The 15,298-nt window shown below is 63.3% G+C and carries 10 protein-coding genes; all 10 read right to left on the reverse strand.

Annotation, left to right across the window (positions count from 1 at the left end):
• Positions 1-18: 18 nt before the first annotated feature.
• The 10 genes from tagQ to tssK all read right to left on the reverse strand — a co-directional run bounded on the left by tagQ (position 19) and on the right by tssK (position 15,294).
• On the reverse strand, positions 19-960 hold the full coding sequence (tagQ, locus tag BUB69_RS26030) for a type VI secretion system-associated lipoprotein TagQ (protein ID WP_073172601.1): 942 nt from the start codon (positions 958-960) through the stop codon (positions 19-21).
• 86 nt (positions 961-1,046) lie between these two features.
• Positions 1,047-2,771 carry a formylglycine-generating enzyme family protein gene (locus BUB69_RS26035; protein WP_073172606.1) on the reverse strand — a complete coding sequence of 575 codons (1,725 nt, stop codon included), beginning with the start codon at positions 2,769-2,771 and terminating at the stop codon, positions 1,047-1,049.
• Positions 2,764-3,957 (reverse strand): ABC transporter permease, encoded by a 1,194-nt coding sequence (locus tag BUB69_RS26040; protein ID WP_073172609.1) that lies wholly within the window; start codon positions 3,955-3,957, stop codon positions 2,764-2,766. The genes BUB69_RS26035 and BUB69_RS26040 overlap by 8 nt, the downstream gene beginning before the upstream one ends.
• Entirely contained in the window at positions 3,957-4,673 is a 717-nt protein-coding gene (locus tag BUB69_RS26045) for an ABC transporter ATP-binding protein (RefSeq protein ID WP_073172613.1), read from the reverse strand. Before BUB69_RS26045 ends, BUB69_RS26040 begins: the two co-directional genes overlap by 1 nt.
• Positions 4,673-7,750, reverse strand: coding sequence for a serine/threonine-protein kinase (locus tag BUB69_RS26050; protein ID WP_073172616.1), 3,078 nt, complete (start codon positions 7,748-7,750; stop codon positions 4,673-4,675). The genes BUB69_RS26045 and BUB69_RS26050 overlap by 1 nt, the downstream gene beginning before the upstream one ends.
• Before the next feature lie 11 nt (positions 7,751-7,761).
• A complete protein-coding gene (locus BUB69_RS26055; protein WP_073172619.1) occupies positions 7,762-8,472 on the reverse strand; it encodes a PP2C family protein-serine/threonine phosphatase in 711 nt (236 codons plus the stop codon).
• 17 nt (positions 8,473-8,489) lie between these two features.
• Entirely contained in the window at positions 8,490-9,143 is a 654-nt protein-coding gene (gene tagF / locus BUB69_RS26060) for a type VI secretion system-associated protein TagF (RefSeq protein WP_073172621.1), read from the reverse strand.
• Positions 9,140-12,643, reverse strand: coding sequence for a type VI secretion system membrane subunit TssM (tssM, locus tag BUB69_RS26065; RefSeq protein ID WP_073172622.1), 3,504 nt, complete (start codon positions 12,641-12,643; stop codon positions 9,140-9,142). Before tssM ends, tagF begins: the two co-directional genes overlap by 4 nt.
• Positions 12,640-13,953 carry a DotU family type VI secretion system protein gene (locus tag BUB69_RS26070; protein ID WP_073172625.1) on the reverse strand — a complete coding sequence of 438 codons (1,314 nt, stop codon included), beginning with the start codon at positions 13,951-13,953 and terminating at the stop codon, positions 12,640-12,642. Before BUB69_RS26070 ends, tssM begins: the two co-directional genes overlap by 4 nt.
• A gap of 6 nt (positions 13,954-13,959) precedes the next feature.
• Positions 13,960-15,294, reverse strand: a complete 1,335-nt coding sequence (tssK, locus tag BUB69_RS26075) for a type VI secretion system baseplate subunit TssK (protein WP_073172628.1) — start codon at positions 15,292-15,294, stop codon at positions 13,960-13,962.
• Positions 15,295-15,298 lie beyond the last annotated feature (4 nt).

The following is a 15,298-nucleotide window of genomic DNA, read 5'->3' on the forward strand; positions in this document are numbered from 1 at the left end:
GCTTATGCATCAATGTACTCAAACGTTCGGGCAAGGCACTGGAGCCCAGTCGCCGACGTCTGGGTTCTTGCACATGCTGTTGACCTGGGTTTGACCGGCGGTCGCCACCTGCGCGCTCTCGGCCTGCTTGACCTTGGCCTGCTGCAGGTTTTTCTCGGTCCCGACCGCTTCTTTCGGCACGTCAGGCAGTTTCTGCTGCTTGGCCTTGGTGTTCTTGCCGGTCTTCTTGTTCGACGTGGCCGCAACCGGTGCGGTATCGGCATTGGCGACGATCACCACGTCGTTGCGCTTCACACCCACTTGTTGCAGGTCTTTCTCGTAGGCCTGGGTGTAGCTGCTCAGGTCTTCGCTGGCACGACCGTTGACCGCGGCGATCAGGTCGTTGGACTCTTTCAGGCCGGCCACGATTTCAGCCAGGCGCTTGCGGCCTTCGGTGGCGTTGATGGTGTTGGCCTTGCGACCCGAGATCAGGTTGGTGAACTCACGCTGGTAGCAGGACTGCGAAGCCTTGGCGTACGCCGTGCTGCGGTCGATGTCGGCCGCGCTTTTGTTGATGTCGGTGGAGTAGGAAGCGATACGTGCGTTGTCGTCGGTGATCTGCTTCTGACGCTCGGTGTAATAACCCGCTGCGCCGCCGACCAGTGCGCCGCCTGCGGCACCGATGGCAACGTTACGCGCACGCTTGTCGGAGTTACCGGTCAGGGCACCCGCCAGAGCGCCGCCCACTGCACCCAGTGCCGCGCCGGTCGCGACCGATTTGGTCATGTCCGAGTCGGTCTGACGCAGGTGCTGCACAGGCTCGTAGCAGGTCGGGTAGTACTCGACCTTGGTGCTGGCGCCGACTTTGGAAACCGGGGAGCTTGCGCAACCGGTCAGCAGGACAGCGCCGAAACCGGCGGTAGCCAGCAGCAAGGCACGGCTTTTCGAGGCCGAGACAAAGGGTTTACGGGACAAAAGCATATTGGCGTTCTCTTCTTTAGGTTTGACGTGCCCGGTGCGGCCTGATGCCGCCCGAGTCCCCTCTGTGCTTGCCAGACACCGGCCGGTCATGGCTGACTGGCCGATGCAAGCAATTGCTTCACAATCGTTTCCGGATCAGCGCGCTTCTGCTGGCGGTATTCGCCCACATGACGCACGAACAGCGTCGCCCGGGTGACCAGGCTCTTGCCGATGATCGGCTTGCGATTGAGTTCTTCTTTGATCCGCTGAAACTGCGCCTGAATCACCGCATCGGTGTAGCGCGTGCCGGTCGCCAGGTTATCGATGTAGATCGCCACCGCGCCATCCAGTGCGCTGCGACCGTTATCGATGGCGGTCCCGAACAGCTTGGCGCTGGCCTCGTCCTTGGCGGCGAGGGCCTGCTGCTGGCTCTTCTTCAGGTTGGTCAGGCGGATGTTGTAGTTATTGATGGTCTCCGCCACCAGCGCAGCGGACTGGATCAGGTTGCCAGCCGCCTCTTCACGTTGCTGGGCGATCAGCGAGACATTGCGCTTGAGTTCTTCGTTGACCAGCCCGAGCTCGGCCTGCAAGCGCGGATCGGCGCTGGCGGCGATGATGCTGTCCAGCCGCTTGGTCGGGTCCTGCGCATCGTCGATGGCATCGGTCAGGGACGCGAGTCGACCTTCCTTCTGCCATTGCTCGAACAGCTCCTTGTAACGTGAGCGCGGCGCGGACAGAGCACCGATGGCCACCCGAAAGCCGGTGGTTTCATTACTCTGCTCGGAGCCGTCGGCGGCAAACAGCGGGTACTCGCGGCGCATGCCGGTGAACAGCGTGCCCTCGCCTTCCAGGTAGTTGCCGCCCTTGGCCACGAAGCCGCCATAAGCGCCCTGACGACGCCCGGCATGCACCAGCTGGAAGGACTCCTGAACCATTTCCGCCGCGTTGCCGATCACGTCGAACAGGCCGATCGGGTTAGGCAGTTTGGTGCCGATCGGCATCAGGCGTGCCGCTTGCCCGGTGCCTCCGGCGACCTGATTGAATACCGCCCAGTCAGACAAGGGGCCGTCAGTTTCGCTGCCTTCAAGCCTGCGAGGAAACAGTCGGCCGTCCATGTCCTGGCGGCTCACGGCCTGCGCGCCTCGCGCTGCAAATTCCCACTCCACTTCGGTCGGCAGGCGCACGAAACCGGTCCCGCCCTCCTCCGCATCCGTGCCGCGACCGCTGACCGGCAGCAGCTCACGGTGGTATTTCATCAACCAGGCGCTGTACACCGCCGAAAAGCGCTCGGCCTCGAAACGCGACAGCTTGACCTTGGGCAGACGACCCGCCATGCCGGTCGGCGCGTCACAGGCAGGTGCGGGCTCGCCGCTGGCCAGCGACTGCGCCTGCGACATGACCTGCGCATACTGACGGGCAGTGACTTCGTACTTGCCGATGAAATACATCATCGGCTTGAGCGGCGTACCCGCATCGGTCTTGGGCAGCAACGGGCTGATGGTTTTGCGCCAGTCAGCGGGCAGATCCTTGAGGGTGAACTGACCGTTGATGAAGTCACGGCGATAACCGGAGATGAACGACTGCTTGTAGCCCGGCTCGTCCTCACTGAACGGGTAGCCAAGGCTGATCTCGCGATCGTCCAGGCTGCCCTGCGCCAGGATGTACACATAGCGAAAGACCATTTCACCGTCGCATGGCAGCGGCAGACTGATGTCGTCAGCCAGCGGCTTGGGGTTGTCCAGTTTGTCATCGTCGTCGGCCTGAACGCTCAACGACGATACGCACAGTGCAGCCATCGCCAGCACCAGACCGGCCCTGCGCAACTCAAACATCTCTGATTCCTTCCGAAGCTTCGATACGTGCGACACGCAAGCCACCCAAGGTCGCAGCGAGCGCGCTGGCACCCAGGACGGCAAACAGCGCCACCAGATAGTGATGGGGCAACAGGTGGCTGGCGTATTCACCGCCGACCTGCACAAACAAACGGTTCAGGCCCAGCTCGGCGACGCCATACAACGCGGCACCCAACACGGCCGCGAGCGTGCCGCTGTACAACGCCTGCAGCACGACGAACAACAACAGCCCGCCCGTGCTGAAACCCAGCAGCCGCAGCACCGACAACTCACGACGCTTGCGCTCGACGGACGCCAGCGCGCCGGCAAAAATCGCCGCACAGGCACCCGTCACGGCCAGGCCGGCGATCACCCAGAATACAATCGTCAGGTTACGGCTCAAGGACTGTACCTGGGCGATGGCCTGAGACTGCGTGGACACCAGAATGCCGGTATCGGCGAAGTAACGGCGCAGCGGTTCGACATCGTTCAGACCCCGCGCGTAAAGACGAAATGCCGGGTAAATGCGCGGCTTGTCGGAGCGCGGCTCACCTTCCCAGCCGAACACGCTCACGGCACGTCCATCGCGATAATCTTCGGCCGCTTCCAGAAATGCCAGCGGTGCAAACAGCGCATCACGCTGAAAGCTTTCCAGCGGAAGAATCGCCTGCACGCGCACCGGTGTGCGTTGCGTCTGCACGGTGCCTGAGACCTGCCGGCTGAATGCGGCTTCGATCCAGTCGCCTACTTGTGCATTGAGTTTTTCGGCCGAGGTCTTGCTCAGCAGCACGCTGTCCACGCGCTGCGTTGTCGCCGAGCCGTTCAACAAAGGGTCGCCCGCTGCGGTCGGGATCATCTCGACGTTGAGCGTCTGGCCGTTCACGGACAGATCAGCCGTCGCGGCAATCTGACGGGTGCGGGGCAGTACAAAACCCACGTCCGGGCGTTGGGCCAGGGTCTCGATGAACTGCGCGGTGAAGCGCCCGCCGCCCAGCGGGATCACTTCCCGCACGGCGGGATCCTGCTCCAGCCGTTCGGTGAGGCTGCCGATCAGGCCGAACTTGAGGCCGAACAGCACCAGCAACGGTGCAATCACCGCCACCAGCGCCAACACGCTGCAGGCCGAGAGCCGACTTTCAGCGCGATAATCCTGCCAGGCCATGCTGGCGACAAGGGCCGTGCGCATCAGCAGGCCTCCGCAAGCGTGGCGGTCACGCCGCCGTCGGTATCGCGTCGACACTCGATGCGCAGCACCACCATGCCTGCGTGGCGAACCAGCGCCTCGTCGTGCGTCGCGATCACACAGCAGGCTCGCTGCCGGGTGGCCTGGTTCAGCAGCAGTTGCATGACGCGTGACGCGTTGAGCGGGTCCAGCGCAGCCGTCGGTTCATCGGCCAGCAGGAGTTGTGGCGCGTGAGCCAGTGCCCGGGCACAGCTCACACGCTGGCGTTGCCCGACCGACAGCGCTGCCGGTTTCTTGCGCAACTGGTCACCGATTTCCAGCTGATCGGCCAGTCGTTTGACCGTGCCGTCGTCGCTCAAACCCAGCAGCCTGCGTGACAAATCGATGTTGCCGCGAACGTCCAGATAGCCCAGCAAGCCACCGGTTTGCAGCACATAGCCCAAATGGCGGCTGCGCAGCTCGGCCAACTGATTGTGTCGCCCGTCGCGCCACAGACTGCCGATGTCGTGTTCGCCGTGCGGTGTCGAAAAATCGAAGCGTTGCATCTGGTCGGGTGACGACACCAGCGCCAGCATGTCCAGCAAGGTGCTCTTGCCACAGCCGCTGGGGCCGACCAGCGCGTAATGCTGCCCGGCCTTGAGTTCCAGGCGCGGCACCACGAGGCGATAGCGTTGGCTGCCCTGGCCTCGGGCCTTGTGCACTTCGCGCAGGTTCAGCATTACGGCAGCGTCGACAAGGGAACGCGGTACAGCGCATCACCCGGCTCGGCATCGCCGAAACGGACCCAATTGGCCAGGTCGTTATGGAAGGTTTCATACAGGCGGATTTTCGAATCCAGCTCGTCGATGAAGTCTTCCTGCTCGGCCACACTCAGCGACAGCCACAGGTCCTGAGTCATGTTCAACGATTTGCTGCGGTACGGCAGCCCTTCGAGGTATTCGCCCAGCACGCCGCCTTCAGCGAGGTTGCCGCCCTTGCGCAAGGCTGACGGGTCGCGGCTCATGTAGGCACTGGCGCTGGCGATTTCCTGGAAGAAATCCTTGGGCGAGGTCTGTGTCTTGCGCGCCGCATCGACGATCAGTTTCAGCGACTGCTGCAAGTCGTTGAGTTGCAGCTTGGTGAGCATCACGCAGACCTGAAAGGCTGGCAGCGACAGGTTGGTCACGTCGCGGTCAGCCGTCCAGGCGCTGACCAGCTGCGGGGCCTGGCTGGCCGATTTGCGACCCAGGAAATCCATGTGCATGGCGTAACCGATGGCCGCCGACTTCTCAGCAACACTGGGGGCGGCAGTCAGCGTCGGTACGCTCTGCGCAGGGTTGCTGCGCACTTGATGCACCAGGTCGGCAAACGACGAACCGATTTCGTCGACACGCTCGCCGAACCGGCGCACATCACCGCCTTCGACCGGTACGTACAAATCGCCGATCTGCGGGTTCGCATCGGCCGTAAGGGTGCGGTATTGCTGCTCGGCGAACGCATGGTTCTTCTTGCCGGCATCGGTGCGCAGGTGCAACGCGTAAATCTTGATCTGCTTGCCGAGTGCAGCCTGGCGCACTTCGGCTTCGTTCATCTGGGTACTGCTCAACGGGTCGTTCTTGCGCAACGAACCGGCATCAGTCACCAGCAGGATCAGACGCCCGCCATAACCTGACCAGTCCATGCCGTTGACGGCCTGCATCACACCGGCAAACGCGTCTTCGTTGAAGGCATGGCTGGAGACCGTGGTGGCCTTGACCTGCTGCGCCAGCTCCATGAAGCGCTGCGGATCGCGGCCCTGATCCAGCGTCACCAGCGTCTTGGTCAGGTACTGAAGGCCAGGCGTCCTGGTGGTGTTGTTGCGAAAGCCCACCAGCCCGAAGCTGACACTGTCCAGCTCGCCGCGCTGGCCGATCTTTTCCTGCAGCTCGTGCACCACATCGCGCACCCGGTCGATGTAGGGCTGCATCGACACGGAGGTGTCCACCACCAGCACCACCGCCGTGCGGAATGCGTCAGCGCTGACCGGTTTTCTGGCCTCGTTGCCCGCGGTTTTTTGCGGCAGGTTGCCCGGATCGATCGAGGCCACGTTCAGCAACTGAACCGGCTGACCGTTTTCATCGAAGCTTTCCCGCGATTCGAAAATCGGCAACAGGTAAAACTGCTCTTGCGGCACGGCGCTGGCGGCCGGTTCCAGCGCCACCACCTGAGCGTTGTCCTCCGGGTTTTTCTGCGCCGTAAGCAACAGGTTTTTCGCCTTTGCGGGGTTTTCGATAAGCGTTTCCAACTGCTCGGGCTGGCGCACAAACATGACCGGTGCCCGGCCTGAGCGCTCGGTGAATTTAAGCACCAGACTCTGCTTCCAGTCGCTGACCTGCTCGGCGGGCAACCAGCCCTCGCTGCGCCCGTCACTGGCTGCACCGACGCGCAACCAGGCACGGCCATCGACCGTCTGGCGCTGATAGACATACAGCACCGAAAAGGCCGGCAACGCCTTGTCGGCCGTGGCGCCAGGCTCACTGGCAAAACGGGCACCGGGCTTGCTCAGCACGCGTTGAAACAGGGTCTTCTTGCCAGGCATCAATAACGGCCGCTGACCACCATCGCTGTCAGGCGGTGACACCGTTGTGCCCTGTGACGCGGCCTGCGTCGTGGCCGATGGCAGCGTTCCGGCAGGTGGCATTGTAGGTGGCGTGGCAGGTGGCGTGGCAGGTGGCGTGGCCGCAGCGCTCGTGGGTGTCCTGGTATCGGTTCTGGTCACGGGCGCATCCGAATGCAGAAACCAGTAGCCGCCCACACCGATGGCTGCTGCCACGGCAACCGCTAGCAAGGCCAAGGGCAGAATACGGCGCTTTTCAGGCTCCGGAGTTTTCTCAAGGGTCACGCCGGGCGCAGGTGCCGGGGCTGGCGCAGCACGCTGCGGCGGGCCGCTCGGAATGTCGATGGACACCGGCGTCAGCCCTGCCAGTTCATCTTTCTCGGGCGCCGGTTTGGCCAGCGGCTGGAATACCGTGCGCTCGGTGTCGTTGAGCGAAAGCGCATCCAGAGCAACCAGCAAAGCCTTGGCGTTCGGATACCGGTCGGCCGGGTCCTTGGCCAGCAGACGGCCGAGAATATCCTGATAACGGCCGTGGTGAATCGGCAACTCGGGCAAGGGCTCGGTCAGATGGGCAAGCGCCGTGGACAACGCATCAATACCGTTGAACGGCAGCTCACCGACGAGGATTTCGTAGAGCACGACACCCAGCGCGTACAGATCGGCACGGCCGTCGATGTCCTGGCCGCGTGCCTGCTCAGGGCTCATGTAGCTGGGCGTGCCCACTGCAAAACCGGCCTGGGTGAACTGGGTGTGGTCGTCCAGGGACTTGGCGATGCCGAAGTCCGACAGCACGGCGTTGCCGTCGGCGCGAAACAGGATGTTGGCGGGTTTGACGTCGCGGTGCACCAGCCCTTGCTCATGGGCATAGCCCAGCGCCGAGGCGATCTGGCGAACGTATTGCAGGCCCTGCTCGGCGCTCAGCCCGGACGCGATGCGCTCCTTGAGCGTGCCGTTGGGCAGGTACTCCATGGCCATGTAATACAGCTCATCGACGTTGCCGATGTCATGGATGGTGACCGTATGAGGATGAGACAGACGGGCCAGCGTGCGGCCTTCGCGCAGGAAGCGCTCGCAGAAGCTCGGGTCAGCCGCCAGCGAAGCGGCCATGACCTTGAGCGCCACCTTGCGCTGCAGCGAGCGCTGGGTCGCCAGGTAAACGGTCGCCATGGCGCCTTCACCAATCTCGCCTTCAATGTCGAACCCAGGAATCTCTATGCCCATGTGTTTATTCTTCAACCGGCTTTGACGACGATGGCTGTAATGTTGTCCGGCGCGCCCCGGGTCAGCCCCAGGTGCACCAGGCTGCGAACGACTTCGTAAGGGTCCTTGTGGCCCAGCACGTCACGAATCTCATGGTCTTCGGCGGTCTTGTTCAGACCGTCGCTGCACAGCAGGTAGCTGTCGCCGGGCAGGATCTGCAGGCGGGCCATCGACAGTTCAAGCTGGTCCTGCACGCCGATGGCACGGGTCACAATGTTGGAGCGAGGATGCACGCGCGCCTGGGCTTCATTGAGCAGACCGCTGTCCATCAGGTCCTGCACGTAACTGTGATCGCGGGAAATGCCGTCGAGCACGCCGTCACGCAGGCGGTACAAGCGACTGTCCCCGGCCCACAGGCAAATGCCCTCATCCTCGCGCACTGCCAGCACCACCACCGTGCTGCCCATGACGCTGACGCCTCGGTGGTGGGTTTCTTCACGCACCGTGGTGTTGATTTCATCGAGGCGCAGACGCAACTGGGCCGCGCAGGTATCCAGCGCCGATGCCAACTGAACGCTGCGCAGGGTATCGACGATCAGGCTGCTGACGTAATCGCCTGCCGCATGTCCGCCCATGCCATCGGCCACCACCCACAGCCCCTCTGCGGGCATTTCCAGAAAAGCGTCTTCGTTGACCTGACGAACCATACCGACGTGGCTGTAGCTGGCCGATCGATACGACATTTCAGCGGCTGGACTGCTCAATGCTCAGCCCCCTTGCCCAACAGAAAACTGCCGAAGTCCGCAGCGGCTGGCAGTCCCTGGCAACGCAGCAAACCTGGCTCGATGCATTCCGACCCCTTGCCCCACCACAGGCTACGGCCTTCACAGGCCTGCTCGATCAATGCCGCCGCTCGCGCTTGAGGCGTGACGCAGGCGAAGCGTTGCAGGCCGGCGAACTCGCTTGCAGGCTCACGTTGCGTCAACACGGGCGCTCCCAGCGCCTGCAATCCAGATTCGAAAAACTCGAACGTCGAATGAGGTTCAAGCGTTTCCAGCAGCAACGCTTCGCCTCGCTCGAACCAGTCTTGCGCGCCGCCGAGCAACGCGCCAGGTGCCTGATCGGCTTCCAGCACGAACGCCACGGTCAAGGGGAAATAGCGCCCCACCCTGTCGATACTCGGCATCAGCACACCTGCAACCGCATCCGGCCCGCAAACACCCGGTGCCAGCACGAAACGCCAGAGCGGGCTGACCAGATAAGCGTCCAACCATTGACCGCCCAATTGTTGCTGGCTGGCCAGCAGGCCGGCGGCCAGCCACTGGTCCCATGGCTGGATGAAACTCTGCGGCAAGCCGCGGCTGACAAAATCGCCCCGGCTCGCCAGTTTTCCGTAGAAACCCACCGCTGTCATAGCCGCTCCGGCAGGCTGAAGCCACTGAGTACACGGCTCTTGAACGGGTTGAACGCGCTATTGGCACGCAGCTCGTAGGAGATACTGGCGCCATCCACACGCAGACGCAGGTTGAAACGGTCCGGCGAATTGCCCGCCGTCAGGTCCGACTGTTCAAGCAGTCGAAACCAGGCCCACGGGCCATCGAGCGTCACACCGGAACGGCCACTGGCCGACGGTGGTGAAATCGACAACCGCACCACACCGATGCTGCCCGGATTGGGCCACTGCATGGCGACCGGGCGGCTTGGTCCATGGTCGTAGCTGATCTGCTGGCCGTCCAGGTCCAGCAGGAACTGGGTGATGGTCGCGTCCATGGCCACCGGCTTCAGCTCGAAACGTACCGTCGGCTGTGTACCACCGGAACGGAAGAACGCGTCACGAATGGCGCTCGCACGCTGGAAGGTCTGCAGTACACCCGCGTTGATGCCCAGTTTCTGCGCGGCGCCCGGCTGCCAGCGCCAGGTGCTCGCCGAGGTGTCGACATAAGGCTGCAGGTACTTGCGGAAGTAACTGTCCATCACGCCACCCACGCCGAAGAACTGGCCGAAGTCATCCAGCGTCGCGTCACGCGCGCTGCCGGGCGACATGGGATAGCGCCCACTGAGGGACTGGCGATAGACGTTCACCACTTCACTCACCCAGGCAGCATTGAGCTGATTGCGCACGCCGCCCATCATCGTGTTGGTGGTGGAGCTGACCACTGACTTGACCAGCCCCTGCACCAGCGGCGGCTGGCGTTCGGCGGTCAGGCTGACCCGCGCTGCGGCAGCAGTGGCCTGATTCTTCGCTTCACCCAGCAATGCATCGCCGCTGGCACCGACCATGGCGCTGACCTGCACATACAGCGCGTTCATGTCCGACAGCAAGGCATCAATGGCGGCGGGTTCACCTTCGCCTTTACTGACCAGGCTTTTGAGGTCGGCAAAATGCGCGCTGACCGGATCCTGCGTGACAGCCGGTGCCTGAGCGGCGGCTGCCTGCTGCTGGCCGAGCAGCGAACCCAGTCGCTGCTTGAGCTCATCGACATTGCCATCGACTTTCTTGCCTTGAGCCGCGAGGAGCTTTTCTTCCTCCTGCAGGTCCGTTTCCTTCGCCACGGCGGCGAGCAATTTCTTCAACGGCGAGCTGGGACCGGAGATGACCCGCAACACATCAGCCGCCTGCGCAACGCTGGTGATCGGCACGAAGTCGATGTCGGCCAGCAACGCATCCCACTGGCGCATGTAGTCCTGGAAATACAGGCGACGCACTTCGGCCGCCAGGCTGGCGACGTCCTGCTGCTCGGCCTGATCGCGGCCCAGCACCCATTGCTCCTCGGCCAGCGTCGAGGTCTGATTCAGGCTGCTGAGCAAAAACCCTTCGCGATAGCCCTTGGCAGTGAAGAGTCCACTGAGCGGTTCGGTCAGCGGTTTGCCACTCTTGCGACTGAACACCAGTGCCGCGTCACGACCGCCGGCTTCGCTGATACGAAAATCAGGTACGCCAGCGGGCAGCTTCTGGCGCTTGACCCGGTCGTAGACCCGTTGCGCCACCGGCAACTGCTGCAACTGGCGGCGCAGGTCATCGATCAGACGCTGATCCAGACGGGCCTTGGGCGGATGACGTTCGAACAACGCCTGCAAATGCTCACCCAGTGCCGCACGTTGCTCGGGCGGCAGGTCGCGGGGCAGGCTGCTGTCCCAGTCCAGGGCAATCCAGGCCTTGATGAAGTCGGCGTCGTAATGCTCGTTATCGGCCAGCATCAGGTAAGCCTTCAGGCCCTCATACAGGAAGTCAGAAGAGCCGCCGCTCTGCAATTGCTCCTCAAGACGGGTGACCAGCCGGGGCGCGAACACGGCAATCAGCAGTTTGCGATACACGCTGCCTGACTCGGCTTGGAGCATGTCGCCCTGATACAGCCCCAGCCCTTCGGCCCATCCCGGCGGGTCACTGGCCAGATGCCGGACCGCATTGAGCAGCGGCAATACCGCCAGCACGTCGCGCTGGGCCGGGCTGAGGTTCTGCACGCTCTGCCCCAGCGGCGCGACTTTCTGATCGACCTGCGCGATGTAGGCCTGGTTGGCATTGTAGCTCACCAGCCACAGCGTACCGACCAGCAGCACCACGGCGACCGTCGCCGCCAGAACACCTCGGGCGATCCACTTGCGTCGCCGCTCGACCTTCGGGTCAACCCCCATCAGGCCTTGCTCGGCAAAGGCCACGGCGGTGAACAGTTTTTCGATGAAATAACTGCGCCCCGTACCGGTCTGGCGCGCCAACTGCTGGCGGTCAAGATTCATGCTCTGCGCCATCGAACCGATCAGCCGGTCAATGGGGCTGCCTTCCTGGGTGCCGCTGGTGAAATACACCCCGCGCAACAAAGCGCGCTCTTCGAACGCATTGGGCTTGAACACCCCGTCCAGAAAGCTTTGCAGCGACTGACGCAGCGCGGCGAACTGCTGGGGGAAGCCATAGATGAGATCGCGTCGCGCCGGATCGCGCTCCTGTTGCAGGCGCTCCACCAGACGCTCGTTGAGGCGCTGTTCGAGAGCGGCGAACTCTTTCTGGAAATCCTGTAGCGGGCCTTGCGCACTCTTGCCGTCATCCAGCGCAAACGTCATGCCCCAGACCTGCGCACGCTCTTCCTTGCTCAGCGCGTCGAAGAACTCCATGAAGCCCGGCACCAGGTCTAGCTTGGTGAGCATCAGGTAGATGGGGAAACGCACACCCAGTTGCGTGTGCAGTTCCTGAATGCGCAAGCGAATCGCCGACGCATGGGCCGCGCGCTCGGCGTCCGTACCCAACAGCAGGTCAGACAGGCTGATGGCGATGAACGCACCATCGATAGGACGGCGTGAGCGCTGGGTCTTCAGCAGGTCGAGAAAGCCCAGCCAGGCTGCCTTGTCGACTTGCGCGTGACTGTCCTGGGTGGTGTAACGGCCTGCGGTATCGAGCAGCACGGCCTGGTCGGTGAACCACCAGTCGCAATTGCGTGTGCCGCCAACGCCACGAATGGCGCCCGCGCCCAGCTGTGCTGCCAACGGAAAATGCAGACCTGAATTGACCAGTGCGGTGGTCTTGCCCGAACCCGGCGGACCGATGATGACGTACCACGGCAATTCATACAGGTTGCGACGCTGATCGCCCCCCAACCGGGCTTTCTTGAGCAGCGCCAGCGCCTCGTCCATGCGCTGACGCAACGTGGCCAGCTCTTCGGCCGTGGCGACGCTGGCGGGGTCGGGCGCCGTCTCGGCAGCCAGGCTTTGCATGACGCGGGCCGCCTGGCGGCGAGCCTGAATGATGCGAAACACACGGTAGCCAATCCACGCCGCGAACAGCAGGATGATCAGCGCCCAGCGACGCCCTTCGGGCACCAGTACTTCAAGCAGCGGGCCGACAAACCAGATGATCAGGCTCAGGGCAATCAGGCCCAGCAACGGGACGAGCCAGCGAATGACAAAACCGAAAAAAACCTTCACTCGACCCCCTCCGCCAACACAGTGATTTCAACCCGACGATTCTTCGCCCGCCCTTCGGCAGTCGCATTGGAGCCCAGCGGCTCGGTGTCGCTGCGACCTTCTGCGGTGAAGCGTTGCGGCTGACCGGTTTTGGCAGCGAGGATCTGCAGCACCTGTTCGGCGCGTGCCTGGGACAAGGCCCAGTTGGACGGGAATCGCAGGGTCGCGATAGGCCGGTTGTCGCTGTGACCGGTGACCCGCACATCGCCCTTGACCTTGCGTATGGCGTCAGCGATGCGCAGCATCAATGGCTGGAAATCGTCGACGATGGTGGCGCTGCCCGACGCGAACAGCTCGTCGCCGCGAATGGTCACCACCGAGCGATCCACGGCGTCTTCGACGGCCACTTTGCCCGCCTTGATTTCTTCGGCCAGAAAGCCGGCCAGACGCGGCCGTTCGATCAGCTTGGGCTGCACGACCGGCCGGTCGATGGACTGCACCGGAATTTCGCCCAGTGCATGGATGTTCTTGAACACCGGTTCGGCGTCCGACGCCAGTTTCAGACGCAGCACGAACAACAGCAGCAACAACAGCGCCAGGCCGATTGCCACGCCGACCCACGGCGGCATGAACTGGGTCAGGCGGTCGCGGGCCAGCGTCAGGCCGCGCCAATGAGGTGACAGCTCACGCTCATGCTCGCCGCGCGCACTGCGAATGGCCGCGCTGGTGCGTTCACGCAGGGCCTCAAGCTCGCTGCGCCCGTTGTTCATGACCCGGTAACGCCCTTCGAATCCCAGGCACATGCACAGGTACAACAGCTCCAGCAGGTACAGCCGCTCACGCGGGCTCTGCAGGCAATGGTCAAGCAGCTGGAAGACTTTTTCGCCGCCCCATGCCTCGTTATGCACGGTGATCAGCAGGCTCTGTTTGCCCCATTCGCTGGTGCTGCCCCAAGGCGTGCTCATCACGGCTTCATCGAGTGCTGTGCACAACACGTAACGCCCCAGCAGGACGTCGTTGCGCGCAACGCCGGCCGCTTCAGCCCGCTCTTCAAACTGACGCAGGTACGCCAGCAACTGCGCGCGCAGGCTTGCAGGTGCCGGATGCGCGATGGTGCTGCGCAACCGGGTCAGCAATGCCAGCAACGGACCGGCTGCGCTTTCCAGCGGGTTGAGACCCTGGGCCTGACCGCTCGCCAGTGGCGCTGCCGCCACACTCAGTGGCGGTGTCGGATCGGGGTTGCCGGGCGGCGCACTGCGCCCGCCCGGACGGGGCATGAACTGGGTACGATCACTGGCAGGTGGAAACGAACCGTCGTCGTTGGAATGCATCGCGACTTATCCTCGAATGGCCCAGAAGGCCAGGTTCAGCCCGGGGAACTCGCCAGCCACATGGAAGGCGAAGCCACCGGACTGCATCAACTGCTTCCAGTGCTCGCTGCCACGGTCCAGTTCGTAATAGGTCGATCCGGCATGGTACGGAATCTGACGTGGCGCGACCGGCAACGGCAGCAAGCCGATACCGGGGAGTTGCAGGTTGACCAGGTCGCGAATGTGCTCCACGGAGCCGATCTTGCTCTGCTGGCTGAAACGCCCGCGCAACGTTTCGCTCGGGATGTCGGCGCGCACCACCAGAATGAAGCTGGCCGTGTCGATCAGGGTCTTGTCTGCCAGCATCGCCACGTGCACGCCGTAGGCTTTCTCGACAATCGGAATCGGCGTTGCCTTGCTGTCGATCAGCATCGACAACGCTTCACGCAGGGCATGCATGACCGGCGTGAAGCTCAAGGTCAGGTCGTCATGCTGATAGCGGGGAAACTCTTCCGGACGGCGCGTGCCGGACGAGAAGGTCGCGAACTCGCCCGCCAGACTGACCAGCTCGCTGTAGAAACGCTCAGGATGCAGCGGGCTCAACTGGCTGAGATGGTTGATCAGCGGTTCAGCACGGTTGACCAGTTGCAGCAGCATGAAGTCAGCAATTTCCGATGCGCCGCCGGCGCCGGACGCCACAACCCGCCCCGCCAGCGCTTCGCCACGCTGACGCAACAGGCCCTGCAGCTCGCTGCGAAACGCGGTGAGCGGCCTGCTTGCTGCCACATCGAGGACCGGCGGGATGTAGCTGTCATCCAGCACCAACGCTCGATCGGCGCGCTTTTCCTTGACCCGCACCACGCCAACGCTCGCGTAATCGCTCAGGCCGTCCTGCGCGGTCAACAGGCGCAGGGCTCTGGACCCCACGGCCACCGGCGCACGGTTTTCAAAAGGGGCGTTGTCATCGCGCACTTCGCGAACCTGACTCACGTAACGCGCGCCACCCAGCTCTTCGCCTTCGTCCACGGTATCCCGTGCACCGGCCCGCTTGAGCGGCAAGGCCAGGTAGACCACACCATCGCGCAGACTTTCGTCGATGTTCAGCGGGCTGGGTGCCAGGTCGTCATGGGGGATACTGAACGGCGTGCCGTCAGGCAACAGGCCTCGCGCGGACACGATGGCCAGCTTGCCCTGCGCCAGCAAACCCTGGTCGATCAACAGCTCGGAAAAGCCCCACGCGCCCGCCGACAAAGGTCGGCTGCGCGCATCGATCAGATTTTCCAGATAACGGTCGTGCTGCTGGAAGTGCTGCGTTCCGATGAACATGCCTTCCGACCAGACCACTCGATTATTCCAGGACATGGAT

The organism is Pseudomonas asturiensis (assembly GCF_900143095.1).
GTDB lineage: Bacteria > Pseudomonadota > Gammaproteobacteria > Pseudomonadales > Pseudomonadaceae > Aquipseudomonas > Aquipseudomonas asturiensis.

Bases quoted from the DNA above. Each gene is read 5' to 3' on its own strand.
- tagQ (WP_073172601.1), bottom strand. From the start codon at position 960: ATGCTTTTGTCCCGTAAACCCTTTGTCTCGGCCTCGAAAAGCCGTGCC.
- BUB69_RS26035 (WP_073172606.1), bottom strand. From the start codon at position 2,771: ATGTTTGAGTTGCGCAGGGCCGGTCTGGTGCTGGCGATGGCTGCACTG.
- BUB69_RS26040 (WP_073172609.1), bottom strand. From the start codon at position 3,957: ATGCGCACGGCCCTTGTCGCCAGCATGGCCTGGCAGGATTATCGCGCT.
- BUB69_RS26045 (WP_073172613.1), bottom strand. From the start codon at position 4,673: ATGCTGAACCTGCGCGAAGTGCACAAGGCCCGAGGCCAGGGCAGCCAA.
- BUB69_RS26050 (WP_073172616.1), bottom strand. From the start codon at position 7,750: ATGGGCATAGAGATTCCTGGGTTCGACATTGAAGGCGAGATTGGTGAA.
- BUB69_RS26055 (WP_073172619.1), bottom strand. From the start codon at position 8,472: ATGTCGTATCGATCGGCCAGCTACAGCCACGTCGGTATGGTTCGTCAG.
- tagF (WP_073172621.1), bottom strand. From the start codon at position 9,143: ATGACAGCGGTGGGTTTCTACGGAAAACTGGCGAGCCGGGGCGATTTT.
- BUB69_RS26070 (WP_073172625.1), bottom strand. From the start codon at position 13,953: ATGCATTCCAACGACGACGGTTCGTTTCCACCTGCCAGTGATCGTACC.
- tssK (WP_073172628.1), bottom strand. From the start codon at position 15,294: ATGTCCTGGAATAATCGAGTGGTCTGGTCGGAAGGCATGTTCATCGGA.